This window comes from Psychrobacter sp. CX90, from assembly GCF_057396305.2.
The window spans coordinates 984,019-1,006,330 of the sequence record NZ_CM182008.1; the positions used below are offsets into that span (position 1 = coordinate 984,019).

Genomic DNA, 22,312 nt, shown 5'->3' on the forward strand with positions numbered 1-22,312 from the left:
TCGCATATAGCATTATAAGCACATTAATAATATTTAAAGGTAACTATCCATGAAGAACATTATCGTAAAAACACATGACACAGCAAAAACAATTAATGAAATTAGCGTTATTACAAAAGATGGTCATATTGACATAATTAAAGCGGAAAAAGACGTTAACTATGAATTCTTTGATGAATCCATTGGTCGTGCCCCGAATCATATTATTACCAAACGTGTCGACAATGATTTACATGTATCGTTTGAGCGTGAAGGTAAGGACACAGACTTAATTATTGAAGGTTTTTACGATAATGATCAACAAGCCTTAATTGGTATCGCTGAAGATGGTAGTTACTATCACTATATTCCAGATACCGGTGAAGTTTATGACTATGTTACCCAACTAGAAATGGGCGATGTTGAAGGTGCCGCTCTAGGGGGAGAAGAAATGTTAACCCCTTGGTGGATTACAGCACCAGCCGGTTTTCCATGGTGGTTAGGCCTTGGATTAGTCCCATTTTTATTTAATGATGATGACGATAAAGATCCACAAACAGCACCAACCGCCAATGATGACCTAAAAGAAGGTAATAGTGGAGAACCCGTTGTTATCGACGTAGTGGGTAACGACACTGACCCTGAAAACGATCTTGACCCAAGCACAGTAGTCATTAGTAAAGCGCCAGAAGGCAGCACCATCTCTGAAGATGGAAAGAGCGTAACCGTACCCGGCGAAGGGACATGGGAAGTTGACCCAGAAGGCAAAGTAACCTTCACACCAGAAGCCGGATTTAGCAAAGACCCTACGCCAATTGAATACATTGTTTCTGATAAAACAGGCAAGGCATCTAACCCAGCGACTATCTCTGTGGATTATCCACAAACAGCACCAACTGCCAATGACGACCTAAAAGAAGGCACTAGTGGAGAACCCGTTGTTATCGACGTAGTGGGTAACGACACTGACCCTGAAAACGATCTTGACCCAAGCACAGTAGTCATTAGTAAAGCGCCAGAAGGCAGCACCATCTCTGAAGATGGAAAGAGCGTAACCGTACCCGGCGAAGGGACATGGGAAGTTGACCCAGAAGGCAAAGTAACCTTCACACCAGAAGCCGGATTTAGCAAAGACCCTACGCCAATTGAATACATTGTTTCTGATAAAACAGGCAAGGCATCTAACCCAGCGACTATCTCTGTGGATTATCCACCTATAGTTAGTATTCAAGCCTTAGATGCTGAATCAGTTGAAGGTATTGATAATGTTTTAGTATTCCGTATTGCACAAGACCAACTCAGCACAAAAGACACAACAGTTGACGTTAAACTTGGCAGCGCAAGTACCATTGAACCTGAAGACATTGTATCAATCAGCTACACTAAAGCCGATGGCACTCAAGTCACATTGGGCGACCAAGCTGCCATTGCAAACTTCTTGACCAATGGCGATAGTATATTAATCCCAGCGGGAGAAACAGCAGCCCCAGCCATTACAGTGACAGTAGATGATGACAGTGTTTACGAAGTATCAGAAGACATGGTACTTGAGATTAGCAACCCAACCAATGCTAAGCTAGGTACTCCGACTGCAACAGGTATTATCTTAGACGAAGACCAAGCTGACAATGACAACAACCCGAACAACCCGGACGATCCGACTGACCCAACAGACGGCGACAAACCCGTGGTTAGCATTGCCGCGACCGTCGCCGAGGCTATCGAGGGCGAAGAGACCGCCCTTGAATATGTGGTCAGTCAAAACAACCTAAGTGAACAAGACACCACCGTCGACGTCAACTTTAGTGCGGACAACGCCATTGACCCCTCAGACATCAAACAAGTGGTTTACACCGATGAAACAGGCACAGAAGTTACCTTAACTGAAGCTGCAGACATTGAAGCATTCTTCACGGACGGGGTAACCGTTAAAATACCAGCGGGCAGCAAAGACGCCCCAGCGATCAAGCTAACGCCAGCAGACGATGACGTTTATGAGCAATCAGAAGACGCCATCTTAGAGATCAGCAACCCAACCAACGCCGCGTTAGGCACCCCAAGTGCCACCGGTGTCATCAAAGACGAAGCCGATGCAGACGGCAACCCAGAACAAGGCGACAAACCCAAAGTCAACATAGAAGCGACCGTCGCCGAAGCCGTAGAAGGGGAAGAGACAGCGCTTGAATTTGAAATCAGTCAAACCAACCCAAGCAATGACGACACCACCGTTAATGTAAAACTAGGCAATGACAGCAGCATTGAGCCTGCCGACATCGAGAAGATAGAATACACCGATGTCGACGGTAACGCCGTAGTACTGACAGACCCTGCCGACATCGCCGACTTCTTAGAGAACGGCACAACCGTCTTAATTCCCGCGGGAGAAACCAAAGCCCCCGTCATCAAGCTCACACCAAAAGACGACGACATCTATGAGCAAGCAGAAGACGTGGTTCTAGAGATCAGCAACCCAGACGGTGCTGACTTAGGCGAGAGCACAGAAGCCACCGGCGTGATCAAAGACGAAGCCGATGCAGACGGCAACCCAACCGAGGGCGACAAGCCAACCGTTAGCATTGCCGCAACAGATGCAGAAGCTATCGAAGGAATAGATAACACCCTAGCATTTGAAATCACTCAAGATAACATCAGTGAATTTGACACAACAGTTGACGTTAAACTTGGCAGCGCAAGTACCATTGAACCTGAAGACATTGTATCAATCAGCTACACTAAAGCCGATGGCACTCAAGTCACATTGGGCGACCAAGCTGCCATTGCAAACTTCTTGACCAATGGCGATAGTATATTAATCCCAGCGGGAGAAACAGCAGCCCCAGCCATTACAGTGACAGTAGATGATGACAGTGTTTACGAAGTATCAGAAGACATGGTACTTGAGATTAGCAACCCAACCAATGCTAAGCTAGGTACTCCGACTGCAACAGGTATTATCTTAGACGAAGACCAAGCTGACAATGACAACAACCCGAACAACCCGGACGATCCGACTGACCCAACAGACGGCGACAAACCCGTGGTTAGCATTGCCGCGACCGTCGCCGAGGCTATCGAGGGCGAAGAGACCGCCCTTGAATATGTGGTCAGTCAAAACAACCTAAGTGAACAAGACACCACCGTCGACGTCAACTTTAGTGCGGACAACGCCATTGACCCCTCAGACATCAAACAAGTGGTTTACACCGATGAAACAGGCACAGAAGTTACCTTAACTGAAGCTGCAGACATTGAAGCATTCTTCACGGACGGGGTAACCGTTAAAATACCAGCGGGCAGCAAAGACGCCCCAGCGATCAAGCTAACGCCAGCAGACGATGACGTTTATGAGCAATCAGAAGACGCCATCTTAGAGATCAGCAACCCAACCAACGCCGCGTTAGGCACCCCAAGTGCCACCGGTGTCATCAAAGACGAAGCCGATGCAGACGGCAACCCAGAACAAGGCGACAAACCCAAAGTCAACATAGAAGCGACCGTCGCCGAAGCCGTAGAAGGGGAAGAGACAGCGCTTGAATTTGAAATCAGTCAAACCAACCCAAGCAATGACGACACCACCGTTAATGTAAAACTAGGCAATGACAGCAGCATTGAGCCTGCCGACATCGAGAAGATAGAATACACCGATGTCGACGGTAACGCCGTAGTACTGACAGACCCTGCCGACATCGCCGACTTCTTAGAGAACGGCACAACCGTCTTAATTCCCGCGGGAGAAACCAAAGCCCCCGTCATCAAGCTCACACCAAAAGACGACGACATCTATGAGCAAGCAGAAGACGTGGTTCTAGAGATCAGCAACCCAGACGGTGCTGACTTAGGCGAGAGCACAGAAGCCACCGGCGTGATCAAAGACGAAGCCGATGCAGACGGCAACCCAACCGAGGGCGACAAGCCAGTACTTAACCTAGTAGGCACTGATAAAGAAGCCGTTGAAGGCGCTGTTGATGACGCCATCGTCTTTGAAGTACAACTCACAGGCGCAACCGAACTTGAAACCACAGGTAAAGTGACCCTTAACCTAGGCGAGATTGAGCCTGAAGACATACAATCCATCTCGTTTACAGACGGAGACGGCACCGTTAAGAGCGTAACAGTAGCAGAAGCACAAGCCGGTATAGACGTTACCATACCAGCAACAGGAGGCGTTACCCCGACCTTTACCATCGTACCGCTAGACGACTCTATCTATGAGCAATCAGAACAATTTAGCATGACGCTATCAGACATTGTCAACGCGAAGGAAGGGACACTTGAAGACACAGGTATTATCTTAGACGAAGACCAAGCTGACAATGACAACAACCCGAACAACCCGGACGATCCGACTGACCCAACAGACGGCGACAAACCCGTGGTTAGCATTGCCGCGACCGTCGCCGAGGCTATCGAGGGCGAAGAGACCGCCCTTGAATATGTGGTCAGTCAAAACAACCTAAGTGAACAAGACACCACCGTCGACGTCAACTTTAGTGCGGACAACGCCATTGACCCCTCAGACATCAAACAAGTGGTTTACACCGATGAAACAGGCACAGAAGTTACCTTAACTGAAGCTGCAGACATTGAAGCATTCTTCACGGACGGGGTAACCGTTAAAATACCAGCGGGCAGCAAAGACGCCCCAGCGATCAAACTAACGCCAGCAGACGATGACGTTTATGAGCAATCAGAAGACGCCATCTTAGAGATCAGCAACCCAACCAACGCCGCGTTAGGCACCCCAAGTGCCACCGGTGTCATCAAAGACGAAGCCGATGCAGACGGCAACCCAGAACAAGGCGACAAACCCAAAGTCAACATAGAAGCGACCGTCGCCGAAGCCGTAGAAGGGGAAGAGACAGCGCTTGAATTTGAAATCAGTCAAACCAACCCAAGCAATGACGACACCACCGTTAATGTAAAACTAGGCAATGACAGCAGCATTGAGCCTGCCGACATCGAGAAGATAGAATACACCGATGTCGACGGTAACGCCGTAGTACTGACAGACCCTGCCGACATCGCCGACTTCTTAGAGAACGGCACAACCGTCTTAATTCCCGCAGGAGAAACCAAAGCCCCCGTCATCAAGCTCACACCAAAAGACGACGACATTTATGAGCAAGCAGAAGACGTGGTTCTAGAGATCAGCAACCCAGTCGGAGCTGACCTAGGCGCCAGCACAAAAGACACCGGTGTCATCAAAGACGAAGCCGATGCAGACGGCAACCCAACCGAGGGCGACAAGCCAGTACTTAACCTAGTAGGCACTGATAAAGAAGCCGTTGAAGGCGCTGTTGATGACGCCATCGTCTTTGAAGTACAACTCACAGGCGCAACCGAACTTGAAACCACAGGTAAAGTGACCCTTAACCTAGGCGAGATTGAGCCTGAAGACATACAATCCATCTCGTTTACAGACGGAGACGGCACCGTTAAGAGCGTAACAGTAGCAGAAGCACAAGCCGGTATAGACGTTACCATACCAGCAACAGGAGGCGTTACCCCGACCTTTACCATCGTACCGCTAGACGACTCTATCTATGAGCAATCAGAACAATTTAGCATGACGCTATCTGACGTTGTCAACGCGAAGGAAGGTACACTTGAAGACACAGGTATTATCTTAGACGAAGACCAAGCTGACAATGACAACAACCCGAACAACCCGGACGATCCGACTGACCCAACAGACGGCGACAAACCCGTGGTTAGCATTGCCGCGACCGTTGCCGAGGCTATCGAGGGCGAAGAGACTGCCCTTGAATATGTGGTCAGTCAAAACAACCTAAGTGAACAAGACACCACCGTCGACGTCAACTTTAGTGCGGACAACGCCATTGACCCCTCAGACATCAAACAAGTGGTTTACACCGATGAAACAGGCACAGAAGTTACCTTAACTGAAGCTGCAGACATTGAAGCATTCTTCACGGACGGGGTAACCGTTAAAATACCAGCGGGCAGCAAAGACGCCCCAGCGATCAAGCTAACGCCAGCAGACGATGACGTTTATGAGCAATCAGAAGACGCCATCTTAGAGATCAGCAACCCAACCAACGCCGCGTTAGGCACCCCAAGTGCCACCGGTGTCATCAAAGACGAAGCCGATGCAGACGGCAACCCAGAACAAGGCGACAAACCTAAAGTCAACATAGAAGCGACCGTCGCCGAAGCCGTAGAAGGGGAAGAGACAGCGCTTGAATTTGAAATCAGTCAAACCAACCCAAGCAATGACGACACCACCGTTAATGTAAAACTAGGCAATGACAGCAGCATTGAACCTGCCGACATCGAGAAGATAGAATACACCGATGTCGACGGTAACGCCGTAGTACTGACAGACCCTGCCGACATCGCTAACTTCTTAGAGAACGGCACAACCGTCTTAATTCCCGCAGGAGAAACCAAAGCCCCCGTCATCAAGCTCACACCAAAAGACGACGACATCTATGAGCAAGTAGAAGACGTGGTTCTAGAGATCAGCAACCCAGTCGGAGCTGACCTAGGCGCCAGCACAAAAGACACCGGTGTCATCAAAGACGAAGCCGATGCAGACGGCAACCCAACCGAGGGCGACAAGCCAACCGTTAGCATTGCCGCAACAGATGCAGAAGCTATCGAAGGAATAGATAACACCCTAGCATTTGAAATCACTCAAGATAACATCAGTGAATTTGACACAACAGTTGACGTTAAACTTGGCAGCGCAAGTACCATTGAACCTGAAGACATTGTATCAATCAGCTACACTAAAGCCGATGGCACTCAAGTCACATTGGGCGACCAAGCTGCCATTGCAAACTTCTTGACCAATGGCGATAGTATATTAATCCCAGCGGGAGAAACAGCAGCCCCAGCCATTACAGTGACAGTAGATGATGACAGTGTTTACGAAGTATCAGAAGACATGGTACTTGAGATTAGCAACCCAACCAATGCTAAGCTAGGTACGCCGACTGCAACAGGTATTATCTTAGACGAAGACCAAGCTGACAATGACAACAACCCGAACAACCCGGACGATCCGACTGACCCAACAGACGGCGACAAACCCGTGGTTAGCATTGCCGCGACCGTTGCCGAGGCTATCGAGGGCGAAGAGACTGCCCTTGAATATGTGGTCAGTCAAAACAACCTAAGTGAACAAGACACCACCGTCGACGTCAACTTTAGTGCGGACAACGCCATTGACCCCTCAGACATCAAACAAGTGGTTTACACCGATGAAACAGGCACAGAAGTTACCTTAACTGAAGCTGCAGACATTGAAGCATTCTTCACGGACGGGGTAACCGTTAAAATACCAGCGGGCAGCAAAGACGCCCCAGCGATCAAGCTAACGCCAGCAGACGATGACGTTTATGAGCAATCAGAAGACGCCATCTTAGAGATCAGCAACCCAACCAACGCCGCGTTAGGCACCCCAAGTGCCACCGGTGTCATCAAAGACGAAGCCGATGCAGACGGCAACCCAGAACAAGGCGACAAACCCAAAGTCAACATAGAAGCGACCGTCGCCGAAGCCGTAGAAGGGGAAGAGACAGCGCTTGAATTTGAAATCAGTCAAACCAACCCAAGCAATGACGACACCACCGTTAATGTAAAACTAGGCAATGACAGCAGCATTGAGCCTGCCGACATCGAGAAGATAGAATACACCGATGTCGACGGTAACGCCGTAGTACTGACAGACCCTGCCGACATCGCCGACTTCTTAGAGAACGGCACAACCGTCTTAATTCCCGCAGGAGAAACCAAAGCCCCCGTCATCAAGCTCACACCAAAAGACGACGACATTTATGAGCAAGCAGAAGACGTGGTTCTAGAGATCAGCAACCCAGTCGGAGCTGACCTAGGCGCCAGCACAAAAGACACCGGTGTCATCAAAGACGAAGCCGATGCAGACGGCAACCCAACCGAGGGCGACAAGCCAACCGTTAGCATTGCCGCAACAGATGCAGAAGCTATCGAAGGAATAGATAACACCCTAGCATTTGAAATCACTCAAGATAACATCAGTGAATTTGACACAACAGTTGACGTTAAACTTGGCAGCGCAAGTACCATTGAACCTGAAGACATTGTATCAATCAGCTACACTAAAGCCGATGGCACTCAAGTCACATTGGGCGACCAAGCTGCCATTGCAAACTTCTTGACCAATGGCGATAGTATATTAATCCCAGCGGGAGAAACAGCAGCCCCAGCCATTACAGTGACAGTAGATGATGACAGTGTTTACGAAGTATCAGAAGACATGGTACTTGAGATTAGCAACCCAACCAATGCTAAGCTAGGTACGCCGACTGCAACAGGTATTATCTTAGACGAAGACCAAGCTGACAATGACAACAACCCGAACAACCCGGACGATCCGACTGACCCAACAGACGGCGACAAACCCGTGGTTAGCATTGCCGCGACCGTTGCCGAGGCTATCGAGGGCGAAGAGACTGCCCTTGAATATGTGGTCAGTCAAAACAACCTAAGTGAACAAGACACCACCGTCGACGTCAACTTTAGTGCGGACAACGCCATTGACCCCTCAGACATCAAACAAGTGGTTTACACCGATGAAACAGGCACAGAAGTTACCTTAACTGAAGCTGCAGACATTGAAGCATTCTTCACGGACGGGGTAACCGTTAAAATACCAGCGGGCAGCAAAGACGCCCCAGCGATCAAGCTAACGCCAGCAGACGATGACGTTTATGAGCAATCAGAAGACGCCATCTTAGAGATCAGCAACCCAACCAACGCCGCGTTAGGCACCCCAAGTGCCACCGGTGTCATCAAAGACGAAGCCGATGCAGACGGCAACCCAGAACAAGGCGACAAACCTAAAGTCAACATAGAAGCGACCGTCGCCGAAGCCGTAGAAGGGGAAGAGACAGCGCTTGAATTTGAAATCAGTCAAACCAACCCAAGCAATGACGACACCACCGTTAATGTAAAACTAGGCAATGACAGCAGCATTGAGCCTGCCGACATCGAGAAGATAGAATACACCGATGTCGACGGTAACGCAGTAGTACTGACAGACCCTGCCGACATCGCTAACTTCTTAGAGAACGGCACAACCGTCTTAATTCCCGCGGGAGAAACCAAAGCCCCCGTCATCAAGCTCACACCAAAAGACGACGACATCTATGAGCAAGCAGAAGACGTGGTTCTAGAGATCAGCAACCCAGACGGTGCTGACTTAGGCGAGAGCACAGAAGCCACCGGCGTGATCAAAGACGAAGCCGATGCAGACGGCAACCCAACCGAGGGCGACAAGCCAGTACTTAACCTAGTAGGCACTGATAAAGAAGCCGTTGAAGGCGCTGTTGATGACGCCATCGTCTTTGAAGTACAACTCACAGGCGCAACCGAACTTGAAACCACAGGTAAAGTGACCCTTAACCTAGGCGAGATTGAGCCTGAAGACATACAATCCATCTCGTTTACAGACGGAGACGGCACCGTTAAGAGCGTAACAGTAGCAGAAGCACAAGCCGGTATAGACGTTACCATACCAGCAACAGGAGGCGTTACCCCGACCTTTACCATCGTACCGCTAGACGACTCTATCTATGAGCAATCAGAACAATTTAGCATGACGCTATCAGACATTGTCAACGCGAAGGAAGGGACACTTGAAGACACAGGTATTATCTTAGACGAAGACCAAGCTGACAATGACAACAACCCGAACAACCCGGACGATCCGACTGACCCAACAGACGGCGACAAACCCGTGGTTAGCATTGCCGCGACCGTCGCCGAGGCTATCGAGGGCGAAGAGACCGCCCTTGAATATGTGGTCAGTCAAAACAACCTAAGTGAACAAGACACCACCGTCGACGTCAACTTTAGTGCGGACAACGCCATTGACCCCTCAGACATCAAACAAGTGGTTTACACCGATGAAACAGGCACAGAAGTTACCTTAACTGAAGCTGCAGACATTGAAGCATTCTTCACGGACGGGGTAACCGTTAAAATACCAGCGGGCAGCAAAGACGCCCCAGCGATCAAGCTAACGCCAGCAGACGATGACGTTTATGAGCAATCAGAAGACGCCATCTTAGAGATCAGCAACCCAACCAACGCCGCGTTAGGCACCCCAAGTGCCACCGGTGTCATCAAAGACGAAGCCGATGCAGACGGCAACCCAGAACAAGGCGACAAACCTAAAGTCAACATAGAAGCGACCGTCGCCGAAGCCGTAGAAGGGGAAGAGACAGCGCTTGAATTTGAAATCAGTCAAACCAACCCAAGCAATGACGACACCACAGTGAATGTAAAACTAGGCAATGACAGCAGCATTGAACCTGCCGACATCGAGAAGATAGAATACACCGATGTCGACGGTAACGCAGTAGTACTGACAGACCCTGCCGACATCGCCGACTTCTTAGAGAACGGCACAACCGTCTTAATTCCCGCGGGAGAAACCAAAGCCCCCGTCATCAAGCTCACACCAAAAGACGACGACATCTATGAGCAAGCAGAAGACGTGGTTCTAGAGATCAGCAACCCAGACGGTGCTGACTTAGGCGAGAGCACAGAAGCCACCGGCGTGATCAAAGACGAAGCCGATGCAGACGGCAACCCAACCGAGGGCGACAAGCCAGTACTTAACCTAGTAGGCACTGATAAAGAAGCCGTTGAAGGCGCTGTTGATGACGCCATCGTCTTTGAAGTACAACTCACAGGCGCAACCGAACTTGAAACCACAGGTAAAGTGACCCTTAACCTAGGCGAGATTGAGCCTGAAGACATACAATCCATCTCGTTTACAGACGGAGACGGCACCGTTAAGAGCGTAACAGTAGCAGAAGCACAAGCCGGTATAGACGTTACCATACCAGCAACAGGAGGCGTTACCCCGACCTTTACCATCGTACCGCTAGACGACTCTATCTATGAGCAATCAGAACAATTTAGCATGACGCTATCAGACATTGTCAACGCGAAGGAAGGGACACTTGAAGACACAGGTATTATCTTAGACGAAGACCAAGCTGACAATGACAACAACCCGAACAACCCGGACGATCCGACTGACCCAACAGACGGCGACAAACCCGTGGTTAGCATTGCCGCGACCGTCGCCGAGGCTATCGAGGGCGAAGAGACCGCCCTTGAATATGTGGTCAGTCAAAACAACCTAAGTGAACAAGACACCACCGTCGACGTCAACTTTAGTGCGGACAACGCCATTGACCCCTCAGACATCAAACAAGTGGTTTACACCGATGAAACAGGCACAGAAGTTACCTTAACTGAAGCTGCAGACATTGAAGCATTCTTCACGGACGGGGTAACCGTTAAAATACCAGCGGGCAGCAAAGACGCCCCAGCGATCAAGCTAACGCCAGCAGACGATGACGTTTATGAGCAATCAGAAGACGCCATCTTAGAGATCAGCAACCCAACCAACGCCGCGTTAGGCACCCCAAGTGCCACCGGTGTCATCAAAGACGAAGCCGATGCAGACGGCAACCCAGAACAAGGCGACAAACCCAAAGTCAACATAGAAGCGACCGTCGCCGAAGCCGTAGAAGGGGAAGAGACAGCGCTTGAATTTGAAATCAGTCAAACCAACCCAAGCAATGACGACACCACAGTGAATGTAAAACTAGGCAATGACAGCAGCATTGAACCTGCCGACATCGAGAAGATAGAATACACCGATGTCGACGGTAACGCAGTAGTACTGACAGACCCTGCCGACATCGCCGACTTCTTAGAGAACGGCACAACCGTCTTAATTCCCGCGGGAGAAACCAAAGCCCCCGTCATCAAGCTCACACCAAAAGACGACGACATCTATGAGCAAGCAGAAGACGTGGTTCTAGAGATCAGCAACCCAGTCGGAGCTGACCTAGGCGCCAGCACAAAAGACACCGGTGTCATCAAAGACGAAGCCGATGCAGACGGCAACCCAACCGAGGGCGACAAACCAACCGTTAGCATTGCCGCAACAGATGCAGAAGCTATCGAAGGAATAGATAACACCCTAGCATTTGAAATCACTCAAGATAACATCAGTGAATTTGACACAACAGTTGACGTTAAACTTGGCAGCGCAAGTACCATTGAACCTGAAGACATTGTATCAATCAGCTACACTAAAGCCGATGGCACTCAAGTCACATTGGGCGACCAAGCTGCCATTGCAAACTTCTTGACCAATGGCGATAGTATATTAATCCCAGCGGGAGAAACAGCAGCCCCAGCCATTACAGTGACAGTAGATGATGACAGTGTTTACGAAGTATCAGAAGACATGGTACTTGAGATTAGCAACCCAACCAATGCTAAGCTAGGTACGCCGACTGCAACAGGTATTATCTTAGACGAAGACCAAGCTGACAATGACAACAACCCGAACAACCCGGACGATCCGACTGACCCAACAGACGGCGACAAACCCGTGGTTAGCATTGCCGCGACCGTTGCCGAGGCTATCGAGGGCGAAGAGACTGCCCTTGAATATGTGGTCAGTCAAAACAACCTAAGTGAACAAGACACCACCGTCGACGTCAACTTTAGTGCGGACAACGCCATTGACCCCTCAGACATCAAACAAGTGGTTTACACCGATGAAACAGGCACAGAAGTTACCTTAACTGAAGCTGCAGACATTGAAGCATTCTTCACGGACGGGGTAACCGTTAAAATACCAGCGGGCAGCAAAGACGCCCCAGCGATCAAGCTAACGCCAGCAGACGATGACGTTTATGAGCAATCAGAAGACGCCATCTTAGAGATCAGCAACCCAACCAACGCCGCGTTAGGCACCCCAAGTGCCACCGGTGTCATCAAAGACGAAGCCGATGCAGACGGCAACCCAGAACAAGGCGACAAACCTAAAGTCAACATAGAAGCGACCGTCGCCGAAGCCGTAGAAGGGGAAGAGACAGCGCTTGAATTTGAAATCAGTCAAACCAACCCAAGCAATGACGACACCACCGTTAATGTAAAACTAGGCAATGACAGCAGCATTGAGCCTGCCGACATCGAGAAGATAGAATACACCGATGTCGACGGTAACGCCGTAGTACTGACAGACCCTGCCGACATCGCCGACTTCTTAGAGAACGGCACAACCGTCTTAATTCCCGCGGGAGAAACCAAAGCCCCCGTCATCAAGCTCACACCAAAAGACGACGACATCTATGAGCAAGCAGAAGACGTGGTTCTAGAGATCAGCAACCCAGACGGTGCTGACTTAGGCGAGAGCACAGAAGCCACCGGCGTGATCAAAGACGAAGCCGATGCAGACGGCAACCCAACCGAGGGCGACAAGCCAGTACTTAACCTAGTAGGCACTGATAAAGAAGCCGTTGAAGGCGCTGTTGATGACGCCATCGTCTTTGAAGTACAACTCACAGGCGCAACCGAACTTGAAACCACAGGTAAAGTGACCCTTAACCTAGGCGAGATTGAGCCTGAAGACATACAATCCATCTCGTTTACAGACGGAGACGGCACCGTTAAGAGCGTAACAGTAGCAGAAGCACAAGCCGGTATAGACGTTACCATACCAGCAACAGGAGGCGTTACCCCGACCTTTACCATCGTACCGCTAGACGACTCTATCTATGAGCAATCAGAACAATTTAGCATGACGCTATCAGACATTGTCAACGCGAAGGAAGGGACACTTGAAGACACAGGTATTATCTTAGACGAAGACCAAGCTGACAATGACAACAACCCGAACAACCCGGACGATCCGACTGACCCAACAGACGGCGACAAACCCGTGGTTAGCATTGCCGCGACCGTTGCCGAGGCTATCGAGGGCGAAGAGACTGCCCTTGAATATGTGGTCAGTCAAAACAACCTAAGTGAACAAGACACCACCGTCGACGTCAACTTTAGTGCGGACAACGCCATTGACCCCTCAGACATCAAACAAGTGGTTTACACCGATGAAACAGGCACAGAAGTTACCTTAACTGAAGCTGCAGACATTGAAGCATTCTTCACGGACGGGGTAACCGTTAAAATACCAGCGGGCAGCAAAGACGCCCCAGCGATCAAACTAACGCCAGCAGACGATGACGTTTATGAGCAATCAGAAGACGCCATCTTAGAGATCAGCAACCCAACCAACGCCGCGTTAGGCACCCCAAGTGCCACCGGTGTCATCAAAGACGAAGCCGATGCAGACGGCAACCCAGAACAAGGCGACAAACCTAAAGTCAACATAGAAGCGACCGTCGCCGAAGCCGTAGAAGGGGAAGAGACAGCGCTTGAATTTGAAATCAGTCAAACCAACCCAAGCAATGACGACACCACAGTGAATGTAAAACTAGGCAATGACAGCAGCATTGAACCTGCCGACATCGAGAAGATAGAATACACCGATGTCGACGGTAACGCAGTAGTACTGACAGACCCTGCCGACATCGCCGACTTCTTAGAGAACGGCACAACCGTCTTAATTCCCGCGGGAGAAACCAAAGCCCCCGTCATCAAGCTCACACCAAAAGACGACGACATCTATGAGCAAGCAGAAGACGTGGTTCTAGAGATCAGCAACCCAGTCGGAGCTGACCTAGGCGCCAGCACAAAAGACACCGGTGTCATCAAAGACGAAGCCGATGCAGACGGCAACCCAACCGAGGGCGACAAACCAACCGTTAGCATTGCCGCAACAGATGCAGAAGCTATCGAAGGAATAGATAACACCCTAGCATTTGAAATCACTCAAGATAACATCAGTGAATTTGACACAACAGTTGACGTTAAACTTGGCAGCGCAAGTACCATTGAACCTGAAGACATTGTATCAATCAGCTACACTAAAGCCGATGGCACTCAAGTCACATTGGGCGACCAAGCTGCCATTGCAAACTTCTTGACCAATGGCGATAGTATATTAATCCCAGCGGGAGAAACAGCAGCCCCAGCCATTACAGTGACAGTAGATGATGACAGTGTTTACGAAGTATCAGAAGACATGGTACTTGAGATTAGCAACCCAACCAATGCTAAGCTAGGTACGCCGACTGCAACAGGTATTATCTTAGACGAAGACCAAGCTGACAATGACAACAACCCGAACAACCCGGACGATCCGACTGACCCAACAGACGGCGACAAACCCGTGGTTAGCATTGCCGCGACCGTCGCCGAGGCTATCGAGGGCGAAGAGACCGCCCTTGAATATGTGGTCAGTCAAAACAACCTAAGTGAACAAGACACCACCGTCGACGTCAACTTTAGTGCGGACAACGCCATTGACCCCTCAGACATCAAACAAGTGGTTTACACCGATGAAACAGGCACAGAAGTTACCTTAACTGAAGCTGCAGACATTGAAGCATTCTTCACGGACGGGGTAACCGTTAAAATACCAGCGGGCAGCAAAGACGCCCCAGCGATCAAGCTAACGCCAGCAGACGATGACGTTTATGAGCAATCAGAAGACGCCATCTTAGAGATCAGCAACCCAACCAACGCCGCGTTAGGCACCCCAAGTGCCACCGGTGTCATCAAAGACGAAGCCGATGCAGACGGCAACCCAGAACAAGGCGACAAACCCAAAGTCAACATAGAAGCGACCGTCGCCGAAGCCGTAGAAGGGGAAGAGACAGCGCTTGAATTTGAAATCAGTCAAACCAACCCAAGCAATGACGACACCACCGTTAATGTAAAACTAGGCAATGACAGCAGCATTGAGCCTGCCGACATCGAGAAGATAGAATACACCGATGTCGACGGTAACGCCGTAGTACTGACAGACCCTGCCGACATCGCCGACTTCTTAGAGAACGGCACAACCGTCTTAATTCCCGCGGGAGAAACCAAAGCCCCCGTCATCAAGCTCACACCAAAAGACGACGACATCTATGAGCAAGCAGAAGACGTGGTTCTAGAGATCAGCAACCCAGACGGTGCTGACTTAGGCGAGAGCACAGAAGCCACCGGCGTGATCAAAGACGAAGCCGATGCAGACGGCAACCCAACCGAGGGCGACAAGCCAGTACTTAACCTAGTAGGCACTGATAAAGAAGCCGTTGAAGGCGCTGTTGATGACGCCATCGTCTTTGAAGTACAACTCACAGGCGCAACCGAACTTGAAACCACAGGTAAAGTGACCCTTAACCTAGGCGAGATTGAGCCTGAAGACATACAATCCATCTCGTTTACAGACGGAGACGGCACCGTTAAGAGCGTAACAGTAGCAGAAGCACAAGCCGGTATAGACGTTACCATACCAGCAACAGGAGGCGTTACCCCGACCTTTACCATCGTACCGCTAGACGACTCTATCTATGAGCAATCAGAACAATTTAGCATGACGCTATCAGACATTGTCAACGCGAAGGAAGGGACACTTGAAGACACAGGTATTATCTTAGACGAAGACCAAGCTGACAATGACAACAACCCGAACAACCCGGACGATCCGACTGACCCAACAGACGGCGACAAACCCGTGGTTAGCATTGCCGCGACCGTCGCCGAGGCTATCGAGGGCGAAGAGACCGCCCTTGAATATGTGGTCAGTCAAAACAACCTAAGTGAACAAGACACCACCGTCGACGTCAACTTTAGTGCGGACAACGCCATTGACCCCTCAGACATCAAACAAGTGGTTTACACCGATGAAACAGGCACAGAAGTTACCTTAACTGAAGCTGCAGACATTGAAGCATTCTTCACGGACGGGGTAACCGTTAAAATACCAGCGGGCAGCAAAGACGCCCCAGCGATCAAACTAACGCCAGCAGACGATGACGTTTATGAGCAATCAGAAGACGCCATCTTAGAGATCAGCAACCCAACCAACGCCGCGTTAGGCACCCCAAGTGCCACCGGTGTCATCAAAGACGAAGCCGATGCAGACGGCAACCCAGAACAAGGCGACAAACCCAAAGTCAACATAGAAGCGACCGTCGCCGAAGCCGTAGAAGGGGAAGAGACAGCGCTTGAATTTGAAATCAGTCAAACCAACCCAAGCAATGACGACACCACAGTGAATGTAAAACTAGGCAATGACAGCAGCATTGAACCTGCCGACATCGAGAAGATAGAATACACCGATGTCGACGGTAACGCAGTAGTACTGACAGACCCTGCCGACATCGCCGACTTCTTAGAGAACGGCACAACCGTCTTAATTCCCGCGGGAGAAACCAAAGCCCCCGTCATCAAGCTCACACCAAAAGACGACGACATCTATGAGCAAGCAGAAGACGTGGTTCTAGAGATCAGCAACCCAGTCGGAGCTGACCTAGGCGCCAGCACAAAAGACACCGGTGTCATCAAAGACGAAGCCGATGCAGACGGCAACCCAACCGAGGGCGACAAACCAACCGTTAGCATTGCCGCAACAGATGCAGAAGCTATCGAAGGAATAGATAACACCCTAGCATTTGAAATCACTCAAGATAACATCAGTGAATTTGACACAACAGTTGACGTTAAACTTGGCAGCGCAAGTACCATTGAACCTGAAGACATTGTATCAATCAGCTACACTAAAGCCGATGGCACTCAAGTCACATTGGGCGACCAAGCTGCCATTGCAAACTTCTTGACCAATGGCGATAGTATATTAATCCCAGCGGGAGAAACAGCAGCCCCAGCCATTACAGTGACAGTAGATGATGACAGTGTTTACGAAGTATCAGAAGACATGGTACTTGAGATTAGCAACCCAACCAATGCTAAGCTAGGTACGCCGACTGCAACAGGTATTATCTTAGACGAGAATAACGGAGATGATGATAAACCAACTATCACTGTCGAAGATGCTGAGATTACAGAGGGTTTAGAGTTAGTTCACACAGTTACTTTGAGTGAAGCAGCACAAGCTCCGATTAGTTATGAATTTCTACTAGAAAATGGTACAGCCACTGAAGGTGAAGACTATAATAATAGTCCAACATTCTCTAACGGCGTAACCTACGATATTTCAACAGGTCAAATTACCATACCACCTGGAGTAACTAGCTTCACAGTTACCTATCCAACAACGGATGACACAATTTACGAAAACGACGAGACCACCTTACTAACCATAGGTGGCGACAGTGGTACAGGTACAATTCTTAACGATGACAATCTCGATATAGTAGTCGAATCTGCGCAAGCTGATGAAGGGAATGACTTAATACATACAGTTTCGATAAGTTCTCCGAGTGCGACAGATGAAACATATGTATTCAATATTAGTGACGGAACAGCTACTGAAGGTGATGATTATACCAATGCACCACTGTTTAGTAACGGGGTAACATATGATTCAACAACTGGGGAAATTACAGTACCAGCAGGCGTTACTGAGTTTACAGTTACCTACCCTACGATTGATGATTACATTGCTGATGATAACGAAACAACAGTAGTTACAGTTGGTACCTCGACGGCTACTGGTATTATTAATGATGAAGCAACAGCGGACATTGTTACAGTTAATATAGCTGGTCCAGCCACCGTAACGGAGGGTACTGATACTCAAGCCGTTTATACCGTCTCATTAACTAAGGCTGATGGCAGTGTTGTTACACCTACAGTTGATATGACAGTTGATGTGACATACGAATATATCTCTGCGGAAACTTCTGATATTGTTGAGGTTTTTAAACAAGTAACTATACTTGCAGGTACTAATTCAGCAAACATTACAGTAGGTATTGTGGACGATAAAGTATACGAGGGGGACGAAGTATATAACGTTAAGATTTCCAATCCGAGTGATGGTGGCTTTGAATCAGTACAAATTGGTAATGATACTGTCACAACCACAATTAAAGATGATGATGTGATACCTGCACTAGTTATTAATGATGTCGAGATACGTGAAACTGATGCGGATCAGACAGTGCAGTTTACTGTTTCATTTGAAGATCCAAACGTTACAGCTGATGCAGATGTAACGGTTGACGTTGCAATTGAACATGTCAATACCGTAACAGGTGATGTTATGACAACAGTCACTAAAGTTATTGTTCCTGCTGGATCCACATCACAAACAATAGATGTAACCGTAGTGGGAGATGATTTTTGGGAACCAACAGAAACTTATAATGTCAAATTATTAAACCCAATAAATGCAACTATTTCTGATGACACTGGATTGGGTACTATTTTAAATGATGACATTTTAGCTAATGATGATGCGAGTACTGCTATTGAATCTGGTGGTCTGGATAATGCTCGTGCAGGTATAGACGCCACTGGTAATGTCTTGAATGGTGGTGGTAGTGATGTTGCTGATGATCCGACTAATGCAAATGCAACTGTTACTGAAATTCGCACTGGTAGCGTTGAAGGCTCTGGTACAGCTGGTGAGGTAGGTTCAGTACTGCAAGGTACTTATGGCACTTTAACTATTAATCCAGATGGTACTTATATTTATGCCATTGATGAAGAAAATGCTGCTGTTGAGGCATTGAATATAGGCGATACATTAGAAGAAAGCTTTAACTACACAATGAGCGATGGTAGTTTATCGGATCAAGCAGTACTTAAAATTACTATTCAAGGCGATAACGACGCTCCAGATATTCTAGTCATTGAATCAACGCGTATTTCTGAAGAGGGTCTAGCTGATGGTGGTATTACTGACAATAAAAGCTTCAATGAAGCAGATGCCACCTTCACTGCTGCAGTTAACGCTGGGATTAGAGATGAAATTATTGCTTTAAGAGCAGCTAATGCTGCTGCTGCTGCGGACCCTACCAATCCAGATTTAGTGGCGGCAGTAGAAGCTGCAGAACTTGCTCTTAATGATGCGCGTGCACAGGCTATAGAAGATAATCAATTACTTAAAGATGACCAGACTAACCTGATAACATCATCAGGTAACATAACTTTCACAGATGTAGATACTTTTACAGCTGGTGAGTTTAAAATTGTCCCTGATGATATCGATATTACTGTTCAGGGCGAACCTGTAGTGTGGAATTGGGATAATGCTACTAAAACCTTACAGGGTACTACGACGATTGACGGCGTGGAAACCGATGTCTTGAAGATTGAATTAACAGACCCTATTGGCCCGGACGCAGATGGTAGATTCTCAGCAGATTACACGGTCACCTTGCAGCATGCTATAGATCATCCAGATAATGATGGTGAGGATGCTATGGCATTGAACTTCAAAACTGTTGTTAATGATGGTACTGATGATTCTGCTCCAGAGTTCTTAACTGTTATCGTTGAAGATGACCGACCAACAGTAGCTGAAGGGAAGGAGACAATCTTATTAGAACCTATTACTTCCAATATTCAGATAGTTTTAGATACATCAGGTAGTATGGGGTTCACATCAGGTGTCACTACTGAGTTTCCAATATTCGATATTAATGGAAATTTGGTTGTACTGAGTGATAACGCAAACGATGCGGTCTATAATGCAGGTATAAATGTCTATACTGCTGAAGGAAAAATAGTTAATGATGCAAATGGAGATCCTGTATCATATTCAACTACATTTAGTGAAGACAATATTGGAGAGTTGATATATTTTGAGCGTGCTCTTAATCGTTTAGAAGTGGCACAAAAAGCTGTTCTCGATATGGTTGAAGCTTACGATGATATTGGGAGTTCACGTTTCCAATTTATCCAGTTTGCTACTGATGGGTCAGATGTTAATGGAAGTCTGTGGTTAACTGCTCAGGAAGCAATCGATATTTTATTTGACTTCAAAGTGGGTGGTGGTACCAATTATGATGGTGCTTTAAGGGAAGCAATTCAGCAATTTGATAAACCTGGTGCCATTATTGATGCAGATTATAATAGGAGCTACTTCATGACCGATGGTAATCCTACGTTTGGTCAGTCTGACTCAACGGTAATCGATACTTACGTATATACACCTAATGGTGTAACTTATCGGTACAATAAATCTGTTGACGATAGCAGTGGACTGTTTGGAACTGTTAGAAGCGGATCTGGTAATGAATATTCTCCAAATCCCGATAACGGTATTCAATTAGCCGAAGAAACACAGTGGACTGACTGGCTAACTTCAGGTAGTTCAATAGCGCCCAATGGTATTACAGCATTTGCGTATGCGATGGGCGAGTCTGATGATGTTAATGCAGGAAATCTAGATCCTATTGCTTATGATGGGGTTACTGGAGAAAACTTGAATGGTGAGCAAGCTGACTTTAGCGATTTATCCCAACAGCTTTTAAATTCATTGCCTAATCCTATTTCTGAAGATAGAAGTTTAATTAGTGGAGATGTCCCTGGGTTCGTAGGCGGTATGGGTGCTGATGGTGGAGACTTTGTATCGGTTACAGTTGGCGGAATAACATATGAATATGATCACGAGACTGATACGGTGTTTGCTGATGATGGATCTAGTGTTATATACGATTCAGATCAACACTTGCTCACAGCAACATCTAGTTTGACAGGCGGTGTATTTAGTGTGCATTTTGCAGATGGGGTTAGACCTGATGGAACAGCATACAGCAAGGGTCAATATAGCTATCAAACAGCACCAACTGTACTTGGATACAAAGAACCCATTTACTTTAATGTACGCGATAATGATGGTGATCTTGTGGCGTCTGAACAACTACTTGATATCTACCGATTAGCTGCTCAAAATGATTTTATCATTACCAACCAATCAGGTACGATTACCATTGACTCATCAACTATTATGTCTAACGATAACACGAGACTTTCTACACAGTTTAATGGTGCAACTGATCTTGACCCAACCCCCGTTGGTGTAATTGTTGATGCAGATGCGGTAACTGTGACACTAGATGCTAATAATACTGCTAGATTTAATTATAATATAAGTGAAGGTGGGTATAATGCAGATGGCATTGTTAATGTCACATACACCGAAAGATTAGTAGGGAATAATTTTGATAACGTTATTATAGGTAGTGATGATAAAGATGATGTATTATCTGGCCGGGGTGGGGACGATGTAATGCAAGGTAATACTGGCGCTGATAAAATGTATGGAGGTAATGGCGATGATATTATAATATTTGATCTAGAAGATACTGTATTGCGTGGCGATAATGGAATAGATACCATACGCTTAGATCCTAGTTTAGGTTCTTTAGATATCTCTGATTTCATATCTGATACTTATATTCGTACAATTGAAGTACTCGATATTTATGATAATGTAGGTCAAACACTTACAATACAAGATGCAGCAACTGTAAGAAGAATGACGAGTGATGACTCTTTATTCATCAATGCTGATAAGAAGGATACTATTAACTTAGTAGGTTTTACAGAACTGGATAATAGTGATCAAGCAGGTTACAACCAATTTGAATTAGGTCTAGCGACAGTTTATGTAGATATTGATAATGTTGTAAATATTCTTTAATCT

Annotated in this window: 1 protein-coding gene; it reads left to right on the top strand. The window is 47.8% G+C overall.

Annotated features, from left to right (window positions below):
• Positions 1–49: 49 nt before the first annotated feature.
• Complete coding sequence (locus tag AC2SLN_RS03925) at positions 50–22,309, top strand: Calx-beta domain-containing protein (RefSeq protein WP_495057362.1); 22,260 nt, start codon at positions 50–52, stop codon at positions 22,307–22,309.
• The last annotated feature ends 3 nt before the right edge of the window (positions 22,310–22,312 follow it).